Below are 16064 nucleotides of genomic sequence, written 5' to 3'. Positions count from 1 at the left end.
AAGCCGGCGCCCGCGAGCCGATCAGGGTTTGAGAAGATTGCCGAACGGATCTGGCGCACGTCCGCCAGAAGCTGCGGGCGTGGCCGGCGTTACCGACGGCGTAGCGGACGGCGCGGTGGGCGTCGGGTTCGTGGGGGCTGCGGTGGGTGAAGCGGTTCTGGCCGGCGTGGCCGTGGCGGGTGCCGCCGACGCGGGCGCGGCGGCCTCCGTTGCCCCCGGTTCCACGCGCCTGGCCGGCTGACGCGACCGGGCAGCAGGCTTGCGGCCTTCGGGGAACAACACGTCCTGGCCCAGGGTGTCGCGCATGGCGGCAGCAAGCGCCACGGCATCCGTGCGGGCATTGCCCGCCAGCAGCGCGTCTGCCCGCAAGTCGGCCAATGACTGCATGGCGACGCGCAACCCGCCCACGGCGCGCACCGTTTTCGCGGTGAAATCCTCTGGGTCGCGACTCAGCGCCTCGTCTGCTGCCACGATCGCTTCGCCGTATTTCTGCTCGTCAAAACGGATTTTCGCGATGTAAGACCAGGCCTCGCCACGCGAGGGATTGCGTTGTGCGATCTCTTGGAACTCAGCCACCGCCTGATCGCCTCCCTTGGAGGCAAGGCTCTGCGTGGCCTGTGTAATCGACTGCTTGTATTCAGCGTCAGTCTGGGGCTTGACGGTGGCTGCGCAGCCAGTCATCAAGGCCAGAATTCCGCCGATCAGGAAGAGACGGGAAAGTTGCATTTTTGGGCACATGTGGTTGTAACCAAGGCCGCGTATTTCAACAACTTTTTGTTAGTACACCACTACAGTGATTAACTCGATGTAACTCTGCACGAAACGTCGCCTAACGTGCAGCGATCTTCATGCCGCAGCAATGTTCCGGTATAAAGAGCCATGTCAAAACATCTCAATTTATCGCGATGCTTAGCGGCGTTTTTCCTTGCTGCGATGAGCTCGGTAATTAGCGGTTGTGCGGCCGTTTCGGCGATCGGAGCCGTGGCTGGAATGACGGGTAGCGCGCTCGACATCACGGGTCTGAAAAAGGACCCAAACGCGCCCGTCGACGTGAAATTAGCGATTCACGCCGGAGAAAATTTGAATGCGAGCAGTGGCCAACCCATGGCCATCGTTACGAAAACATACTATTTGAAGAATGCCGAGGCATTCCAGCGCGCACCGCTCACGCAATTGGTTGATACTGCGCAGGAAAAGGCGGCACTGGGCGATAGCCTCATCGCTTCCCGCGAGGTCATCCTGACTCCTGGACAGCGTTACGAGAACATGGAGAAAGTGCCTAAAGGCGCGACCTACATCGCGATTGCCGCCTTGTTCTACGCTCCGGCGCCACAGCGCTGGAAGTATGTCTTTGAAGTGAAGTCCGCCGAAGACACCGGCATTGTTCTAGGCGCCCACGCCTGCGCAATGACCGTCGCGACCGGGAAGATCACGCTGCCCCCAGGCGTGCCTGAGTTCGATCCGTCCCGGCTCGCTTCCGTGCAGTGCCCGAATTAACGGCGGTTGCAACCCACGTATTACGAAACGCCCTCTACTTAAATACAAATAAGAGCCAGCCAACGTGAGTTATTCAGCGAAGATCCTTTGGGGTGAGGGCCTGTTTCTGCGGCCCCAGCATTTTCAACGTCAAGATGCCTATCACGAGGCACGCCTCGCCGAAATGAGCCGTGCACTGCACCCCTACTCCTGGGGATTGCGCACGGTGCGATTTGACGCGGCAGCGCTTGCCAACGGCATGCTGCGCGCGACAGAACTGTCTGCCATTTTTCCTGACGGAGAAATCTATAACGCGCCCCACAACGACGATCTGCCGCCAGCCGTGGCGCTGGACGGATTGGATGGCGCGAGCGAAGCGGTGTTCTACCTGGCGCTGCATCCCATGAAGGACGTCGGCGGCAATTACCGCGCTGGCGCACAGACCCAGAGCTTTGATGCCCGTTACGCGCACCAGGACAGCCCGGCACCCGATCTCTATACCAACGCCAATACCGCCGAGCTGGCGTTCCTGCGCAAGAATGTGCGGTTGCTGTCCGAACACGAGCCGCGCGATGCGCTGCTGACCATCCCCGTCGCCCGCGTGCGCCGCACCGCCAGCGCAGGCTATGAACTGGACACCAGTTTCATTGCTCCCAGCCTGACGGTACAGGCTTGCGGCGCGCTCTTTGAACAGCTACGCCGGCTGCTGGACGCGCTGCAAGCCAAGGTCAATGCGCTGTACGGTTTTCATCGCGAGCCCAGCAAGAACATCATCGAATTCCGTTCGGGTGATGTCGCGTCCTTCTGGTTGCTGCACACGGCCAATGAAGCCTATTCCGCACTGTCGCATCTGTTCCACAACCCGCAACTGCATCCCGAGCGTCTCTTCCAGGAGATGCTGCGGCTGGCCGGCGCGCTGATGACGTTCTCGAAGGTACATACCCTGGCGGATCTGCCCGCGTATCGCCACGAACAGCCCGGCGCCGCGTTCGCCAAGTTGGACGAGATTCTGCGCGACTTGCTGGACACCGTCATTTCGACCCGCTATTTCTCCATCGTGCTGGACGAGCTGCGCCCGTCTTTCCACGTTGGCCGGCTGGATTCCGACAAGCTCGACGAAACCACCGCGCTCTACCTATGCGTTTCGGCCACCACGCCTGCAAGCGAACTGGCCGAAACCGTGCCGCTGCGCTTCAAGGTTGGTGCGCCCGACGATGTGGAAAAGCTGGTCCTCTCGGCCATGCCCGGTGTGCAGTTGGTCTACACGCCGCAAGTCCCCCCCGCCGTTCCCGTCAAGCCGGGCGCCTGCTATTTCACCTTGCAAACCCGCGGTTCACTCTATGACCGCATGCTGCAAGCGCGAAGCATCGCCATCTATGCCCCATCCGGCATCCCTGAATTGAAGCTGGATCTCATCGCCGTCACCCGCTAACCGTTGTCCACCGAAAGAGCCCGCCATGACTGCCGACGCGCCCTCTCTGATGCATGGAGCCACGCTCCCTCCCCGTGCCGCCGACTTCTACGGTTCGCGGCCCACCAAATCGCTGCTGGACCTGCTGTACGACGGATTCCTGATGCTGTTCCTGCTTAAAAGCGGGCAGCAGCCAGCCAGCGCGGCGTCGTTTTCGGCCCGCGTGCAGCAATTCCTGGCGGATTTTGAACGCACCGCCAAGAAGCTGGATATCCCCGCCGAAGACGTCTACGCGACCAAGTACGCATTCTGCGCGGCGGTTGATGAAACCGTGCTTAATTCCGGTTTTTCCATCCGCGACGCCTGGATGCTGCAACCCCTGCAATTGACGCTGTTCGGCGAGCAGTTGGCGGGCGAGAATTTCTTTTCCCGCCTGGAAGACTTGCGGGCGCAGGGTGCGCCGCGGCTGCAATCCCTGGAAGTGTTCTACATGTGCCTGCTGCTGGGCTTCCAGGGCAAGTACATGATCGAGGGCCAGGAAAAGCTTGGCTACCTGACGGCGCGTCTGGGTGACGAGATCGCGTTGCTGCGCGGCAAACGCGCCGGCTTCGCGCCGCACTGGCCGCTGCCCGACAAGATTGCGCACACGCTCAAGCGCGACGTGCCGCTATGGAGCATCGGCGCCATCTTCGCGCTGCTGGGCTTGCTGGCGTACCTGGGCATGAGCCATTTCCTGAATGGCGACATGCAGACGGCGATGGCCCCGTATCACGACATCGTGAAGCTTGGGCCGCGCGCCGCCCACCTGACCATCTCGCTTCCTTGACGGTCCCTCCGGACGGCCACGCCCCATGATCGATCGCTCCTCCTCCATCACCGGCTACAGCAGTCTGGACGCCGCCGCCCTTTCCCAGCACGCGCGCCTGCTTCAGGTCAGCACGCCATTGGGCGACGCGCTGACCGCCGAACGCATGCACTTGCAAGAAGGCGTCTCTGAACTCTTCGCCTTGACGCTGGACTGCCTGGCCCCCTCTGCCGAGCTGGACGTGGAACAGCTGCTGGGCAAGGAAATCAGCGTCAGCCTGTTGTTGGCCGATGGCGGCCAACGCCGCTGGCACGCGGTGGTGGAAGGTGTGGACACATTGGGCGCCGACGGCGGTCTGGCGCGTTACCGCCTGCATGCGGCCCCCTGGCTGGCCACCTTGAGATTGCGCCGCGACAGCTTCCTGTACCAGGACAAGTCCGCCACCGACATCCTCAGCGAGATCTTCGCGGACTATCCGCTGGCCTCGTTTTCCTTCGACATCAGCGAGCCGCTAGCGCCACGCGCGGTTCGCACCCAGTACCGCGAGACCGACCTGGCTTTCGTGCTTCGCCTGATGGCGGAGTCCGGCCTGAGCTTTCGCTTTGATCACCAGCAGGACGACCAGCAATCCGGCGGCACGGGTGGCGCGCAACACCGGCTTGTCGTGTTCGACGCGAGCTCGTCGCGTCCGGAAAACCCCGCGTCCCCCCTGCGCTTTCATCGCAGCGACGCCACCGAGTCCGAAGACAGCATTCTTCGCTTTGGCGCCGCGCGTACCCTCCAGCCCAACCGCGTCACGCGCGTCGCCTGGAACGAGCGCACCCTGCTGGCCCACGGCGCGCAAGCGCAGTCAGACCTGGATGCCGGCGCCGTGCCACCGCTGGAAGACTACGACTTCGACGGCCATGGCCGTTACACGGACGATGCCGACGCCGACGCGCTGACCCGGCGCAGCCTGCATTCCCATGAATCCCGCATGGTGCGTTTTGATGGCGGTGGCACCGCGCGCCAGATGATGCCGGGCCACACCTTCGCCCTGACCCAGCACGACCGCTACGCGGAAGGCTCGAGCCAGGCGGTGGACGAATTGGGGGGCAACCGCTACACCCTGCTGCGCGTGACGCACGAAGCCGCCAACAACCTGGGCAGCCAGGCCGCGCAGGTACTGGAAGCGCCGGACCTGGAACGTGGCGCGTACCGCAACACGTTCAATGCCCAGCCCGCGGCGGCCGTGCTGCTTCCCGCCTGGCGCGCAAAGCCTACAGCCCCCGAAGGCGTGACGGCCGTCGTCGTGACGGCGCAGGATGCGGCGGTGTCCTCCGGCCGCGACTTGCGCGTCAAAGTGCAATTTCCGTGGCAACGCGGCAAGCGGCCTCTTGCGGGTGGCCTGCCGCATCGCAGCCATGGCGACGACGCCGGCAATGCGCCGGGCGACGACAGTTCCGGCACCTGGTTGCGCGTCACCGGCGCCCAGGCGGGCCCCAACTGGGGCGCGCATCACCTGCCGCGCCAAGGCACCGAAGTGGTCGTTGAATTTCTGGACGGCGATATCGACCAACCCGTCGTGGTGGCTCAGCTATACAACGACGCCGATTTGCCGCCTTGGACGGCCGGCGTGGACGCCGAGGCCAACCACCCCGGCACGCTGAGCGGATGGCATAGCCAAGGCCTGGACGGCCAGGGTCATAGCCAATGGCTGTTCGATGACACCTCCGGCCAGGTCCGTACTCGCTTGTCCACCTCGACCGCTGCCTCGCAACTGGGCTTGGGTTATCTCGTCACGCAAGGGGCGGACGAATCCAGCCGTGGCGCGTGGCGTGGCACCGGTTTCGAGCTGCGCTCGGACGCCTGGACCGTGGTGCGTTCGGGGCAAGGCATGCTGCTGTCGGCCAACGCGCAAGAGAACGCCCGATCCACGCAGGCGGATGCGCCGCAAGCGCTGGCGCTGATGCGCGGCGCGCAGAATTCCGCGCAGCGCATCAACGCCGCCGCCACGCAGCGCCAAGCCCGTCCACTGGCGGCCACGGACGGTTTCGATGCGCTGACCCAAGCCGTCGACCCCAAGGCCGACGGCCGCTATCCCGCCAGCGTGGGCGGGCAGCAAGCCATCAAAGCCAGCAACGGCGAACGCAGCGGCACGGAGCCCGTGGAACGAATCAACGGCGCGCGCATGCTGATCGACGCGCCCGCATCGCTGAATCTGGCGACGCCAGCCTCAGCCATCCTGCATGCCAGCGAAAACCTGCACGTCACGGCGCAGGCCGATGGCCATGTCGCCGCGCGCCAGACGTTTGCCAGCGCGTCGGGCCGCTCGACCAGCCTGTTCGTGCAGGACGGCGGCATCCGCGCCATCGCCGCCAATGCACCGGTCTCCCTGCACGCGCACACCGACATGCTGGAACTGCTGGCGGGACAGGACATCACCATCACGTCCACCACCGACAGTATCGAAATACTGGCGAACCAGCGCATCACCTTGCAGGCCGCCGGCGGCAGCATCGTCATGGACGGCGCCGACATCGTATTCAAGGGACCGGGCATGTTCTCGGTCAAGGGCGCATCGCACAATCTGATCGGTCCAGCCAGCGACGCCGCGACGTTGCCCGCACTGCCGTCCACGCAGGTGGGTGACGTGATGCTCGTCAAGGCGGAACTGGTCCATCGCCCCACACAAGTACTGCAAGCCCTGGCGGGCTCGGGCCAGGCCGTCAATGCGGCGGGCGCGTCGGACGCGGTGGCAGGCACCGCCGCCGCCGGCGCCGACGCCTCGGTCCTGGGCAGCATGGGCGCCACCCTGGCGAAAGGCGCCAGTGCCGTGTCCAGCGGCGTGTCCGCGCTGACGGACAGCGCCTCCGGCATGCTGGACCGCGCCAAGTCGATGGCCAGCGACGCCCTCAAACCCGTGCAGGATATCGCTGCGCGAGCGAACAGCGCGATGGCCTCGGTGCAACAGGCCGGGTCCGACATGATGTCGGCCGCAACAGGCAAGGTAGGGGACATGGCGGGCTCGGTCTTGGGCAGCGCCGGAGCCGGCGCCAGCAATGTGGCCAGCAATGTTGCCGGCAACATGGCCGGCAACATTGCCAGCGAGGCCATGGCAAACGTGACGCCCTCCCTGATGGGCGGCGCCACACCCTCGCTGATGGGCGGCGTGCCCTCCTTGGCTGAAGGCGCGACGGGCGCCCTGGCATCGGCGATGCCGGCATCGTTGACCCAGGCCGCGGACACCGCGGCCAAGGTGGGCGGCCTGGCAACACAGGCCGGCAACATGGCATCGGGCATATCGGGCGCTGCGGCGGGTGCGGCGGGTGCGGCAGGCAGCACGCAAGGCGGCGTCGGCGCGGCGATCCAACCCGTGATGACCCAGGCGATGAACGCCATGGGCGACAAGGGCGCGGCGCTGGGATCCGCCGTCAACACGCTGATGTCCATGCCGGACGTCAACTCGGGCAACATCCCGGCGGTGGCGGGCGCGATCCTGAGTACCCCCGGGCTGAGCGACTCCGCGATTCCCGCCGTGGTGGGTGCCATTCTGCAATCGCCCAACGTCACCAGCATCACGCTGCCGAAGGTGGCGGAAGCCATCATGAACGTCCCCGCGGTGGCGAACTCTCCCATCCCGGGATTGGCCCGCCGGGTCATGGATGCGGCTGGAATCAGCCTGCCGGGTACCGTGACGCGGCCCGCTGGCCAAGACGGCGCGGCAGGCCCCACGGAAGATCCAGGCGCCGAGGGCGCCGCCCGGGCCGCCTCTGCGTATCGCAGCCAAAGCGGCGCGCAACTGCAATACGTGAACCTGAAAACCACCGACGAACGCTGGAATGATGGCCAGGCGCTGACCAGCCTGGACCGCCAGACCAACCGGCCCAAGATCCGCGTGTCGTTCAACAAGCGCGGCGAACATCGCTTCTCGGTGAAAGTCCTGGCCCGCAGGACCAATGCCGTGTATTCGGCCCGCGAGCGTAGCCGCCAGCCGCTGTACCGCGATCCCGATCAGTCCACCTATCAGTACGTGACCGATCCGGACGGCACCAAGGTCGTCGATAACATCACGCTGCCCGCCGCCGGGTTGAACAGTTATCTGTTCGAGGTCTTGAACGACCAGAACCAGACGGTCATGACCGAAATGATCGAGACCGTGCGCCGCATGTACATCCAGGAAATCCGCATGCCGGGACCCGAGAACATGCAGCGCCGCTACGGCTTCCAGCCTACCGCCGAAGAATATGCGCGTCACGGCATCGACGTGCTGCAACTGCCCTACGTCCAGACGCGCGGCGACGCCAACTCCGACGTCTGGACGGAAGAAGGCGATGCGCGCATGCGGCAGCTGGTGCAGTCGGTCTATCCGCGCTCGGAAGGCGCAAGGCACGAGCCCTACACGATCGCCGTCTGCCACATCGACCGCCTGGTGGCCGCATGGCCGATATCACCGCTCATCATGCGCGCAAACGCCGGCCCGGGCGTGGGTGACGCCAACATGGACCTGCTGGGGCCCGATGGCAATCCCGCCTTCCTTTGGCTGGGCATCGATCCCAACGACGATTGGTACCTGGAGTGCCTGTTTGAATACACAGACCCCACAGGAACCGTCAAACGGGCCGTGGTGCCCAAAGATCGCATCACCCCTATCCCAGACGACCCCGCCGAACCGAACGGCTGCGCGCGCGTCAGGGTGCGTCTGGCGGGCCTGTTGCCCACCCCAGCGGCTGGCCGGATCATCCTGCGCGTCAAACTCATGGAAAGCGCGGCCGGCGGGGTCGCCTTCCTGGGCACCAACATCCTGGGCGTTGCAGTGCGCACGCCCTGGCAACTGGCCACGATGCAATACCAGCAAGAGACCCTGGTCCACGAAATTGGCCATTTGCTGGGCATGACGCCCAGCGGCCCGGATTGGGCCGCTGCCAACGACGACGGCGAACTGTATGACGCATCGAAACTGGACGGCGGCCGTTATTTCTATTCCGACGCCGGCAACCACTGCCACTTCGGCTTGCCCGCAAGCCAGGCCAATTCCCAAAACGTAGGCGCATGCGTGATGTTCGGTGGCGACTGCCAAAGCATCCGCTACTGCGCCTCATGCTCGGATGCCGTGCGCAAGGTGGATATGTCCAATGGCTGGACCACGTCCTGACGCGCGGCGCCGCACGTCGGCGCGCACCCTTGCCCTGCTGTTCAGCGCCGCCGCCTGGGCGTTCATCCCGGCGGCAGCGCCCGCTCAACCCGTTATGCCGAAACCGACCATGAACTCCGACTGGACCGATCCCGCCTCTTTCGCATCCGTGCAGATCGACAGCATGCGCGACCACGCCTGCATGCCGGCAACCCAAGGCTATGACGAACAGCTTCAGATTGCCGCGCCCTCCCGCGTGTGGCTTCGTCCCCCCGGCGTGCTGGTCATTCCGGTCTGCGCACGCGGCATCGTGCCCGCCGTGCAACACCCATCCCTGCCACGTATTGTCGCGACCGACCTGGAAACGCAAAAGGTCTATAACGGCGTGGCCTTCGAGTACAAGCTGCCTACCCAACCCGGCGTTGAAGTGGACACCATCCCAAGTTCACGACCGCCTCGCGGGCGACCGGTGGCCCCGGGCATGAGCGTCGGCACACAGTTCAGCACGGATGCGGCCGCCCGCGCCAAGCTGCCGGCCCATCCCGCCACCTACGAGGTATATATCGAAGCCAATGGCTTGCGGTCGAATACGGTCAAGATCGAGGTGCAGGCGGCGAAGTAGCCGCGTCGCGGTCAGCGTTTGGCTTGCCGGAACAAGCCCAACATCCAGTTTCGGATCGACCGCCCATACACCCAACCCAGCGCTGCAAGACTCAGCATGCCAGCGCCCCATGCGCGGGCAACCCTGTCTCCGGCGGTACGTTTCCCGCCCAAGCGTCTTTTCTCCTGCCTCTACCGCCTATTGATGCGGCTTCGTCGTTTCGATGAACTGCTGCAACTGCGCCGGGCTTGCTTCCCCGGGCTCTGGCAAGCCTTGGAGAAAGCCCGCAGCCCCCGGGCCGGCCGGAGAAGGTTGCACGCGCACCTCTCCACCTGGCAGGAAAATCGCCCAGGCATAACCGCTATGAAAGGGCTCGTAGGGCAAGACAGGAGCGTCGCGCACGGCCAGTTCATTGTCTCCGCGCCTGAACATCGAATCCGAGTTCCATTCGATCCGCATCGTCATGCCAGGCTTCCACTGCGAAGGTAATGAAATGCAGCAAGTACCCGAGGTATAGGCGTGCGCTTGCACACCGCTAGCCCACCCCTGATTGATATAGACCGGAGCCAGGCCTTCATCCAGGTAGTTGATGACACCAAGTCTCAGCGCAATCGTCTCAGGGATGGGCATGGGCTGCGCCCGCGCCGCCCCGACGGCGCAAGCCAAAGCGACCAGACACACCCCGATCACCAGTGGACGACCTGAACGAAGCCAGCGGCCCAGCGCGGACCCGACCTGCGGCGAATATGTCTGCATGATCAGAATCGAGGAATGGCGTTGAAGTTCATCGGCATATTCTGTAGCGCGCGGATCGTGCCTTCCCGGTCCTGCTGGGCTTCCCGTTGTGCCCGGACCTGCGGATTGGTGTAGACCGAGCGCCAGCGCAAATAGCCCCACTGCCAATAGAACTCCCGCCCGCTTGACTGCAATGCCAAGTCGTTCGGATTGGCGCGATACCTCGCCAGCTCAGCCTGCTCTTCCTTGTTCGGCCGCACCACGAGTGCCAGATCGGGACGGCCCTGGGAAACGTACTCCTCGGCCTCCTTTGCGCGCCTTTCCAGCTGTTTGAGGCGATCCTGCTGGATCGACAGCCAGACGTCATCATCCTTGCCTAGCGGCTTGAACCACGCGCGCGAATCATGCACGAAGTTGTCCAGCAGATCGATTACCCCGGCGGCAGGCTTTCCCGGCAGATTCCAGATACCGCGGATCTGATCCAACCACATTTTCTCCTTGGTACCGCGCAGCATCAGCATCAGGCTATCGTAGAGCCGGGCGCCTTCCGCGCCGGGGCCGGGTGCGACGACCGGATTACTCGTCCGCTCAAGCGCATTGTCCGTTGTGAGCTTTCGTACTTCCATCAACAGCTCGTCGTTGGCCTGGACCAGATCCTCATAGTCCTGCGGATAGTTTTCTCTGGCCCGCAGCGCGCTGGGAATGCCGCCGATCCACTCTGGTCCGCGTTCCGCACGCAGGCGCCGCCAACGCAAATATTGAACATAGTGGTTGTAGAGAATTCGGCGAGTCGACGTTTGCTTGCCTGAAATATCCCGAGTCGCCTCCACGTACGCATTGAAAGCAGCACGTAACTCGGGCGACACGCGAAACCGGCTCTGAAATAGATCCGGTGCCGTATGCAGCCTCAGCGGAACACCGGCCTGCACCGCCTCCCGGTACATGTCGCATAAGGGGATCTGGGACAGCTTGTCGCTGTCTTTCGCGCCACGGCCCTGCTCCGCCGGCTTGTAGCCACCGCCCACATCGGAGTGCACTCCCGGGTAGACGATCTCCTCGTAGTTCGGCCCATCAATCAGGTCCAGCGGAAAAGACCCCCGCACTTCGTGCGCACCGACCATGTGGACGCATCGGGAGACGTAGTTAGGTATCTCCATATCCTGCTTGCGCGCCCAGGCGCCATGCCCGTCCCACGCTTCCCCGGGCACGCTTTGAGCGATACCGGCGGAGGCCACCGTATCGAAAAGCCCCATGAAATCGATGTCGACTTTGATGCCCGCCAATCGCAAGATACCGTCGCCGCGAGGATTGTAGAAAGACATGCCTTCCGGCACATCGCAAGCATTCTTCAGCCAATTGGCAAATACGCGAGCTTCGGCCGCACCGCGTGAAAACCCGAAAATGGAAACACGGATGCGCTCAATCTTCGGATTCGTCGCCACATAGCTGGACAGTCTGTCTCGCAAATCCCGGTTGCGTCGGGACAGGACCGTATAGCGGGCCACGTCCTTCGGTTCGGCATAGTTGACTTTCCACACTCTCCAAAGGGTATCCAGGTTGCCTTGCACGCGCCTCGCCAACACATCAGCAGCATCGCCAGGCGCCATGTCGGTATAGGACGCCAAGGGAACCTTGGCCGCCTTCGCCAAGCTCTCGATCTGCAACTGGGACAACGACATGTCCGCGCTCATTTCGCGGATCAGCGTACGTGGATTCTGACCCAGGTCCTCGAACAGGTCCCGCGAAGTAAAGTGGGAATACAGGTGATTCTGAAATTCCAGCAATGCCCAGTTGATGCGCGCCTCGCCGCCCCAGCCAGCCGCTGCGCCCGCCTGCGCATGCGCGCCTGTTCCCGGGTCGCCGACCTTGTCCATGCAAGGCGTTCCCACGCCCTCCACATACGTCCTGAAGCGGTGCTGGCGTGCGCTATAGCTGGGATCCTTCTTGTCGTCGAACACGCTGTACAGTCGCGCCACATTCGTCTGCGTGTGGTTGCCGGCCTTATCGGACAGGTACATGTTATTGCGCGTACCGTCAAAGAAAAATCCGAAGAACAGCTCGATCGAGCAGTCCGTCCCGGCCTTTTCGCCCATGCGCTGGCAAGCCTTGCGCTGTTCCTGGAAATCCAGATCCGAGGGGATCTCACGGCAAGGATTCGCGAAGCGAAATTTAAAGCTCATGATTACGATTCCATTCCGGAGGCGGAAGACGCCTGAAGATGACGCGCAGAAACCAACATCCCCTGGCGGCGCAGCAATGTCAGCGCATGCCGGTAAGCCAGCGCTTCGTTGTCCAGTCCGCGACGCGCCAAGCGCGCCAAGCCTTCCTGGATGATCTGATGCGCGGCCGCGGGCGTACCGCCAAGCACGCCCAGTAGCGGCCCGCGCAACTGCACGAAACGCAATATGGCGTCGGGCAACGCCAGCCGTTTCAAATGACGTTGCTGGTCCGCAGCGATGAGATAAGGCTGTGTGTCCGCGTCAGGGTTGAAATGGGGGCTTCCTTCAATGCGACGCAGGGCGCCAGACCGTTCCACATACGACCACCAGTGAATACCTGCCAACAAGCGTTGGCGTTGCATCGGCGCAAGCACCTCCATCAGCGCCGCGAACGACCGGGTATCCGCCAGACGCAGCAGATACCCCTTTCCTTCAGCATTGACGGCTTCAAGTTGTGCACGCAGGTGGTCCGCCAATTGATCCAGCGACGCCGCACTCTGCAACAAAGACAGCATCGGCTTGCCTTGCGTCAACCGGAACAGCTTGTCGCACAAGGGCTTGCGCAGAGCGGGTACCCACGGCAGCCGCAACAGATACGGGGCCACTTGATCCAACCCATCACCTTCATAGCGGCCGGCGTAAAGCGAGCAGTAATCTTCCGCATCCAGCCAGCGTGCCAGCCGCTGGGGCAGTTGGGGCGAGAAGCCGGCATCAAGCAGGACGTAATGCTCCAGGTCGTCGGGACGTGTCCACGTCTCGTCATAAAGCGCCTTGGCGACTTCCGGGCCGGCGGGATCGATCCAGGTATCGCGGTCCTCAAGCATTCTTCACCGTCATCGCCTGTCCGCCCGCTGCCGCCTCTACCGCACAACTGACGCAGACGCTTTCGGGGAACTGCGGAAAGGGATAGGGCAATTGATCCGGCCCGGCGAACCGCTTATCCGCGGTCTTCACATCGATGCGCCCAGGCGCGGTGACGATAATGTTGCCGCCTTCGATCACGATGCTGGCGCCCGCCGCGTTCGCGATGCGGATGCGCTTGGGCGCGGCAACCTCCACCGCCGTCTGCGCGCTGCCCACGGTCACATCCTTCTGCGCCTGCACGCGCAAGATATCGTGCTGCGCCTGCACATCCACATTGCCCGTGGCGGATATCAGATCCAGGCCTGAGTCTTCTCCGCCCTGCTGCAAGCCCGCGACGATGCCCAGGCCCTGGCCGGTGTGCACGCGCAAGGCCCCCAGCACGGCCAGGTTCTGGTCCTTGCCGGACGACCAGTGCACCGCTTCGCCTGCTGTGTAGTGCATGTGCTGCCCCGCAATCTGCGCCAGTCCCGCGCGCGCCGCCATCAGGACGACCGGGTCGGAAAGATGCGGCACTTTACCGTCGGCCGCCTGGGTATGCTTGGCTGAGGCATCGCCACGCGCGCCGTCCAGGCTGTCGCCAGCAACGGTGCCGGAGACCACGCGGTGCATGGCGGCCAAGGGCGCTTTACCGGCGTCCAGCACGCTGGCCTCCGGCCCCGTGGTTCCCATCGCCGTCGCCAGGCGCAACCCTTGGTGCGCGCCGACCACGCTGTCCAGGGACCGCGCCAACTGGTCCGCCTGACTGGCCAGCGCCTGCACACCCGCTGCATCGCCCGCGGCACTCACATTGGCGCCGGCCGTCGTATAGGTGCTGAGCAGCACCCCTGCCCCGCCGCGCACCGCGCCATAGCCGTCGGTGCGCAGTTCCGCGCCCAGGCCGCGCAGGCCGCCACGATAGTTGCCCGCTTGATGGATCAAATGGCCCAGGTTCAATTCACTGGTTTCCTGACTGCTCTTGATCTGCGTGCGCAGCTGACCGTCCGTGTCGTCAAAGACAATCTGGTTGTAGCCCGCGCCGCCGAATTCCTTGCTCTTGAAGCCGGTCAGCGCGGCGGCATTCCGATGGTTTTCGTCGCCACCGCCCGCGCCGTGCCAGGCCGGCGCATTGCCGGCGGCCAGATTGGCCTGGGCGCTGGGCATGCCGTCGCGCGCGGCGCCATAGACCTGAGTGTCGGATTGGCCGCCCTGGCGTCCGCCCGGAGTGGCGGGCGTGCCGCCTTCGCCGCGTCCGTTGTACAGCGCACCGACCACCACCGGCTGGTCCACGTCGTCGTCCAGGAAGCGCACCAGCACCTCCTGACCGATGCGAGGCACGAAGCTCATGCCCATGCCCGCGCCCGACTGGCGCTGCGCCACGCGAACCCAGCGGCTCTTGGCTTCGCCATCCCTGCCCTCGGCTTGCCAGTGGAAGCGAATGCGCACATCGCCGCGCTGATTGCGCAGTATCTCGTCCTGGCCGTTGGCCTGCGTCGCGCCTTCCGCATCGGTCACCACGGCCGTATGCACGCCGTGCACCGAAGGCGCTCCCGCCAGCCGCGCACCGCGCCCTTGTGGCAACTCGGGCCGCCACGGGCGATCACAACGCACGGCCTCGAAACGATTCGCATAGCCCACCTCGCGCGCCTTGGACAACACGGCGGCGTCAGCGGACAACATCGGGGTGTCTTGCTGGCCTGCGCCCGGAGCCGTCAAGGCGTCGTCGTCCAACACCAGATGCGCATCCAGCCCGCCCAGCCGCTGCGAAAGCGACGCGCGGGTCTCGGGCGGGAGGTTGTTGATGCCCGTGTGCTCAACCCGGTCCAGCACAAAGGTGGGTTCAAAGCCGTTCTCGTTGGCGGGCCCCAGTGATGACATGTCTTGCAGCGTGAAGCGCGTGCCTGACCGGAAGGTGCGCACGCCGCCTTGGCCAATGAATGACTCAGCGCGCGCGCGCACGGCTTCCATCGCCAAGGTCGCTTGGCGTTTGGCCTGGGCTTCGTCGGCGACACCGCCGTGTCCCAACGGTTCATACCATTCCAGGCCCGCGGCGTCGTCCTCGCCATTGGCGGGGTTGACCAGCGCCTCGGCGGCGACGGCGCGCTTGCTGCTGGGGTGCCAGCCCAGCACCGTGATTCGATCAGGTACGCGGCGGCGACAGCGCGCGATGGCCTGCACGGTATCGCGCGTCTCAGTGGCGCCTGCGCGATGAAAGCGTATCCCACCGCCTGCGGATTCCGCATCCTCGTCCAGGCTGCGGCTATCCGTGAAGATCAGCACCGCATGCTTCGCGGGCACGTCAGCGGCCTCTACCACCGTCCACCCCAGCCCCGCCTCGGCCAGCAGGCGGGAGACGAATTCATAGTCGGTTTCCCGATACTGCGTGACATAGGCATGCGGCGTCAGATCCGCCAGCGCCGCTTCCACGTCGGGCGCGATGCGCGTGGCGTAGCCTTCATAGCCATCAAGCACATGCTTCACGATGTCCAGCACGGGCTTGGATTCAAACACGCGGCTGGCGCGTTGCTGCGTGGCAAGCCATAACCACGGCACGACGGTCAGCCGGTAGCGTGCAAGGCCCGCGTCGCCCGAAAGCAATTCGGCCTGACGAATCACACCGCTGCGGCCGGCTTCACTGCCATCCGCTCGCGTCGTCCAAAGCGTCACTGGCCGCGAAATCATGTCCTGCAACGCCAGCCCGGCATTATCTGCCAACACCACGATGCGTAACTGCGCCATGCCGGACAGCGCTTCACGCGCGACCCAGCCTTCAACCTGCAACGCTGCAAGCGCCCCTTCGCCCTCCAGCCGGTAAAGGCGGGCGTCGGAACTGAACAGGCCAGGCGTCGTGGTCGAATCCATTA

10 protein-coding genes are annotated in these 16064 nt (G+C 64.3%); 5 read left to right on the top strand and 5 right to left on the bottom strand.

The window, feature by feature from the left end:
• Window positions 1–21 precede the first annotated feature (21 nt).
• Window positions 22–726, bottom strand: coding sequence for a tetratricopeptide repeat protein (locus tag HV753_RS13745; protein WP_246288270.1), 705 nt, complete (start codon window positions 724–726; stop codon window positions 22–24).
• 153 nt (window positions 727–879) lie between these two features.
• On the opposite strand from HV753_RS13745, the gene tssJ reads away from it, so the two are divergent.
• From tssJ to HV753_RS13720, 5 genes are all read left to right on the top strand, one after another.
• The gene (tssJ, locus tag HV753_RS13740) at window positions 880–1497 is read left to right on the top strand and encodes a type VI secretion system lipoprotein TssJ (RefSeq protein WP_246288269.1); all 618 of its coding nucleotides are present in this window, start codon (window positions 880–882) and stop codon (window positions 1495–1497) included.
• Window positions 1498–1561: 64 nt separating this feature from the next.
• Complete coding sequence (gene tssK, locus HV753_RS13735; protein WP_175175039.1) at window positions 1562–2908, top strand: type VI secretion system baseplate subunit TssK; 1347 nt, start codon at window positions 1562–1564, stop codon at window positions 2906–2908.
• Window positions 2909–2933: 25 nt separating this feature from the next.
• Entirely contained in the window at window positions 2934–3713 is a 780-nt protein-coding gene (gene icmH, locus HV753_RS13730; protein WP_175175038.1) for a type IVB secretion system protein IcmH/DotU, read from the top strand.
• A 25-nt stretch (window positions 3714–3738) separates the two neighbouring features.
• The gene (locus HV753_RS13725; protein ID WP_175175037.1) at window positions 3739–8826 is read left to right on the top strand and encodes a type VI secretion system tip protein TssI/VgrG; all 5088 of its coding nucleotides are present in this window, start codon (window positions 3739–3741) and stop codon (window positions 8824–8826) included.
• Window positions 8807–9427: a hypothetical protein gene (locus HV753_RS13720; RefSeq protein WP_175175036.1), complete on the top strand. Its 621-nt coding sequence runs from the start codon at window positions 8807–8809 to the stop codon at window positions 9425–9427. The genes HV753_RS13725 and HV753_RS13720 overlap by 20 nt, the downstream gene beginning before the upstream one ends.
• A 177-nt stretch (window positions 9428–9604) precedes the next feature.
• Here HV753_RS13720 and HV753_RS13715 read toward each other — a convergent pair whose 3' ends face one another.
• The 4 genes from HV753_RS13715 to HV753_RS13700 all read right to left on the bottom strand — a co-directional run bounded on the left by HV753_RS13715 (window position 9605) and on the right by HV753_RS13700 (window position 16062).
• Window positions 9605–10036: a DUF3304 domain-containing protein gene (locus HV753_RS13715; protein ID WP_175175035.1), complete on the bottom strand. Its 432-nt coding sequence runs from the start codon at window positions 10034–10036 to the stop codon at window positions 9605–9607.
• Window positions 10037–10164: 128 nt separating this feature from the next.
• Window positions 10165–12321: a T6SS phospholipase effector Tle1-like catalytic domain-containing protein gene (locus HV753_RS13710; protein WP_175175034.1), complete on the bottom strand. Its 2157-nt coding sequence runs from the start codon at window positions 12319–12321 to the stop codon at window positions 10165–10167.
• A 2-nt stretch (window positions 12322–12323) separates the two neighbouring features.
• The gene (locus tag HV753_RS13705; RefSeq protein WP_175175033.1) at window positions 12324–13184 is read right to left on the bottom strand and encodes a DUF4123 domain-containing protein; all 861 of its coding nucleotides are present in this window, start codon (window positions 13182–13184) and stop codon (window positions 12324–12326) included.
• Window positions 13177–16062 carry a type VI secretion system Vgr family protein gene (locus HV753_RS13700; RefSeq protein ID WP_175175032.1) on the bottom strand — a complete coding sequence of 962 codons (2886 nt, stop codon included), beginning with the start codon at window positions 16060–16062 and terminating at the stop codon, window positions 13177–13179. Before HV753_RS13700 ends, HV753_RS13705 begins: the two co-directional genes overlap by 8 nt.
• Between the last annotated feature and the right edge of the window lie 2 nt (window positions 16063–16064).

The sequence above is a fragment of the Achromobacter pestifer genome (assembly GCF_902859625.1).
GTDB lineage: Bacteria > Pseudomonadota > Gammaproteobacteria > Burkholderiales > Burkholderiaceae_B > Achromobacter > Achromobacter pestifer.
Note: the sequence above shows the minus strand (reverse complement) of the source record. Positions and strands in the feature narration are given on the sequence as shown.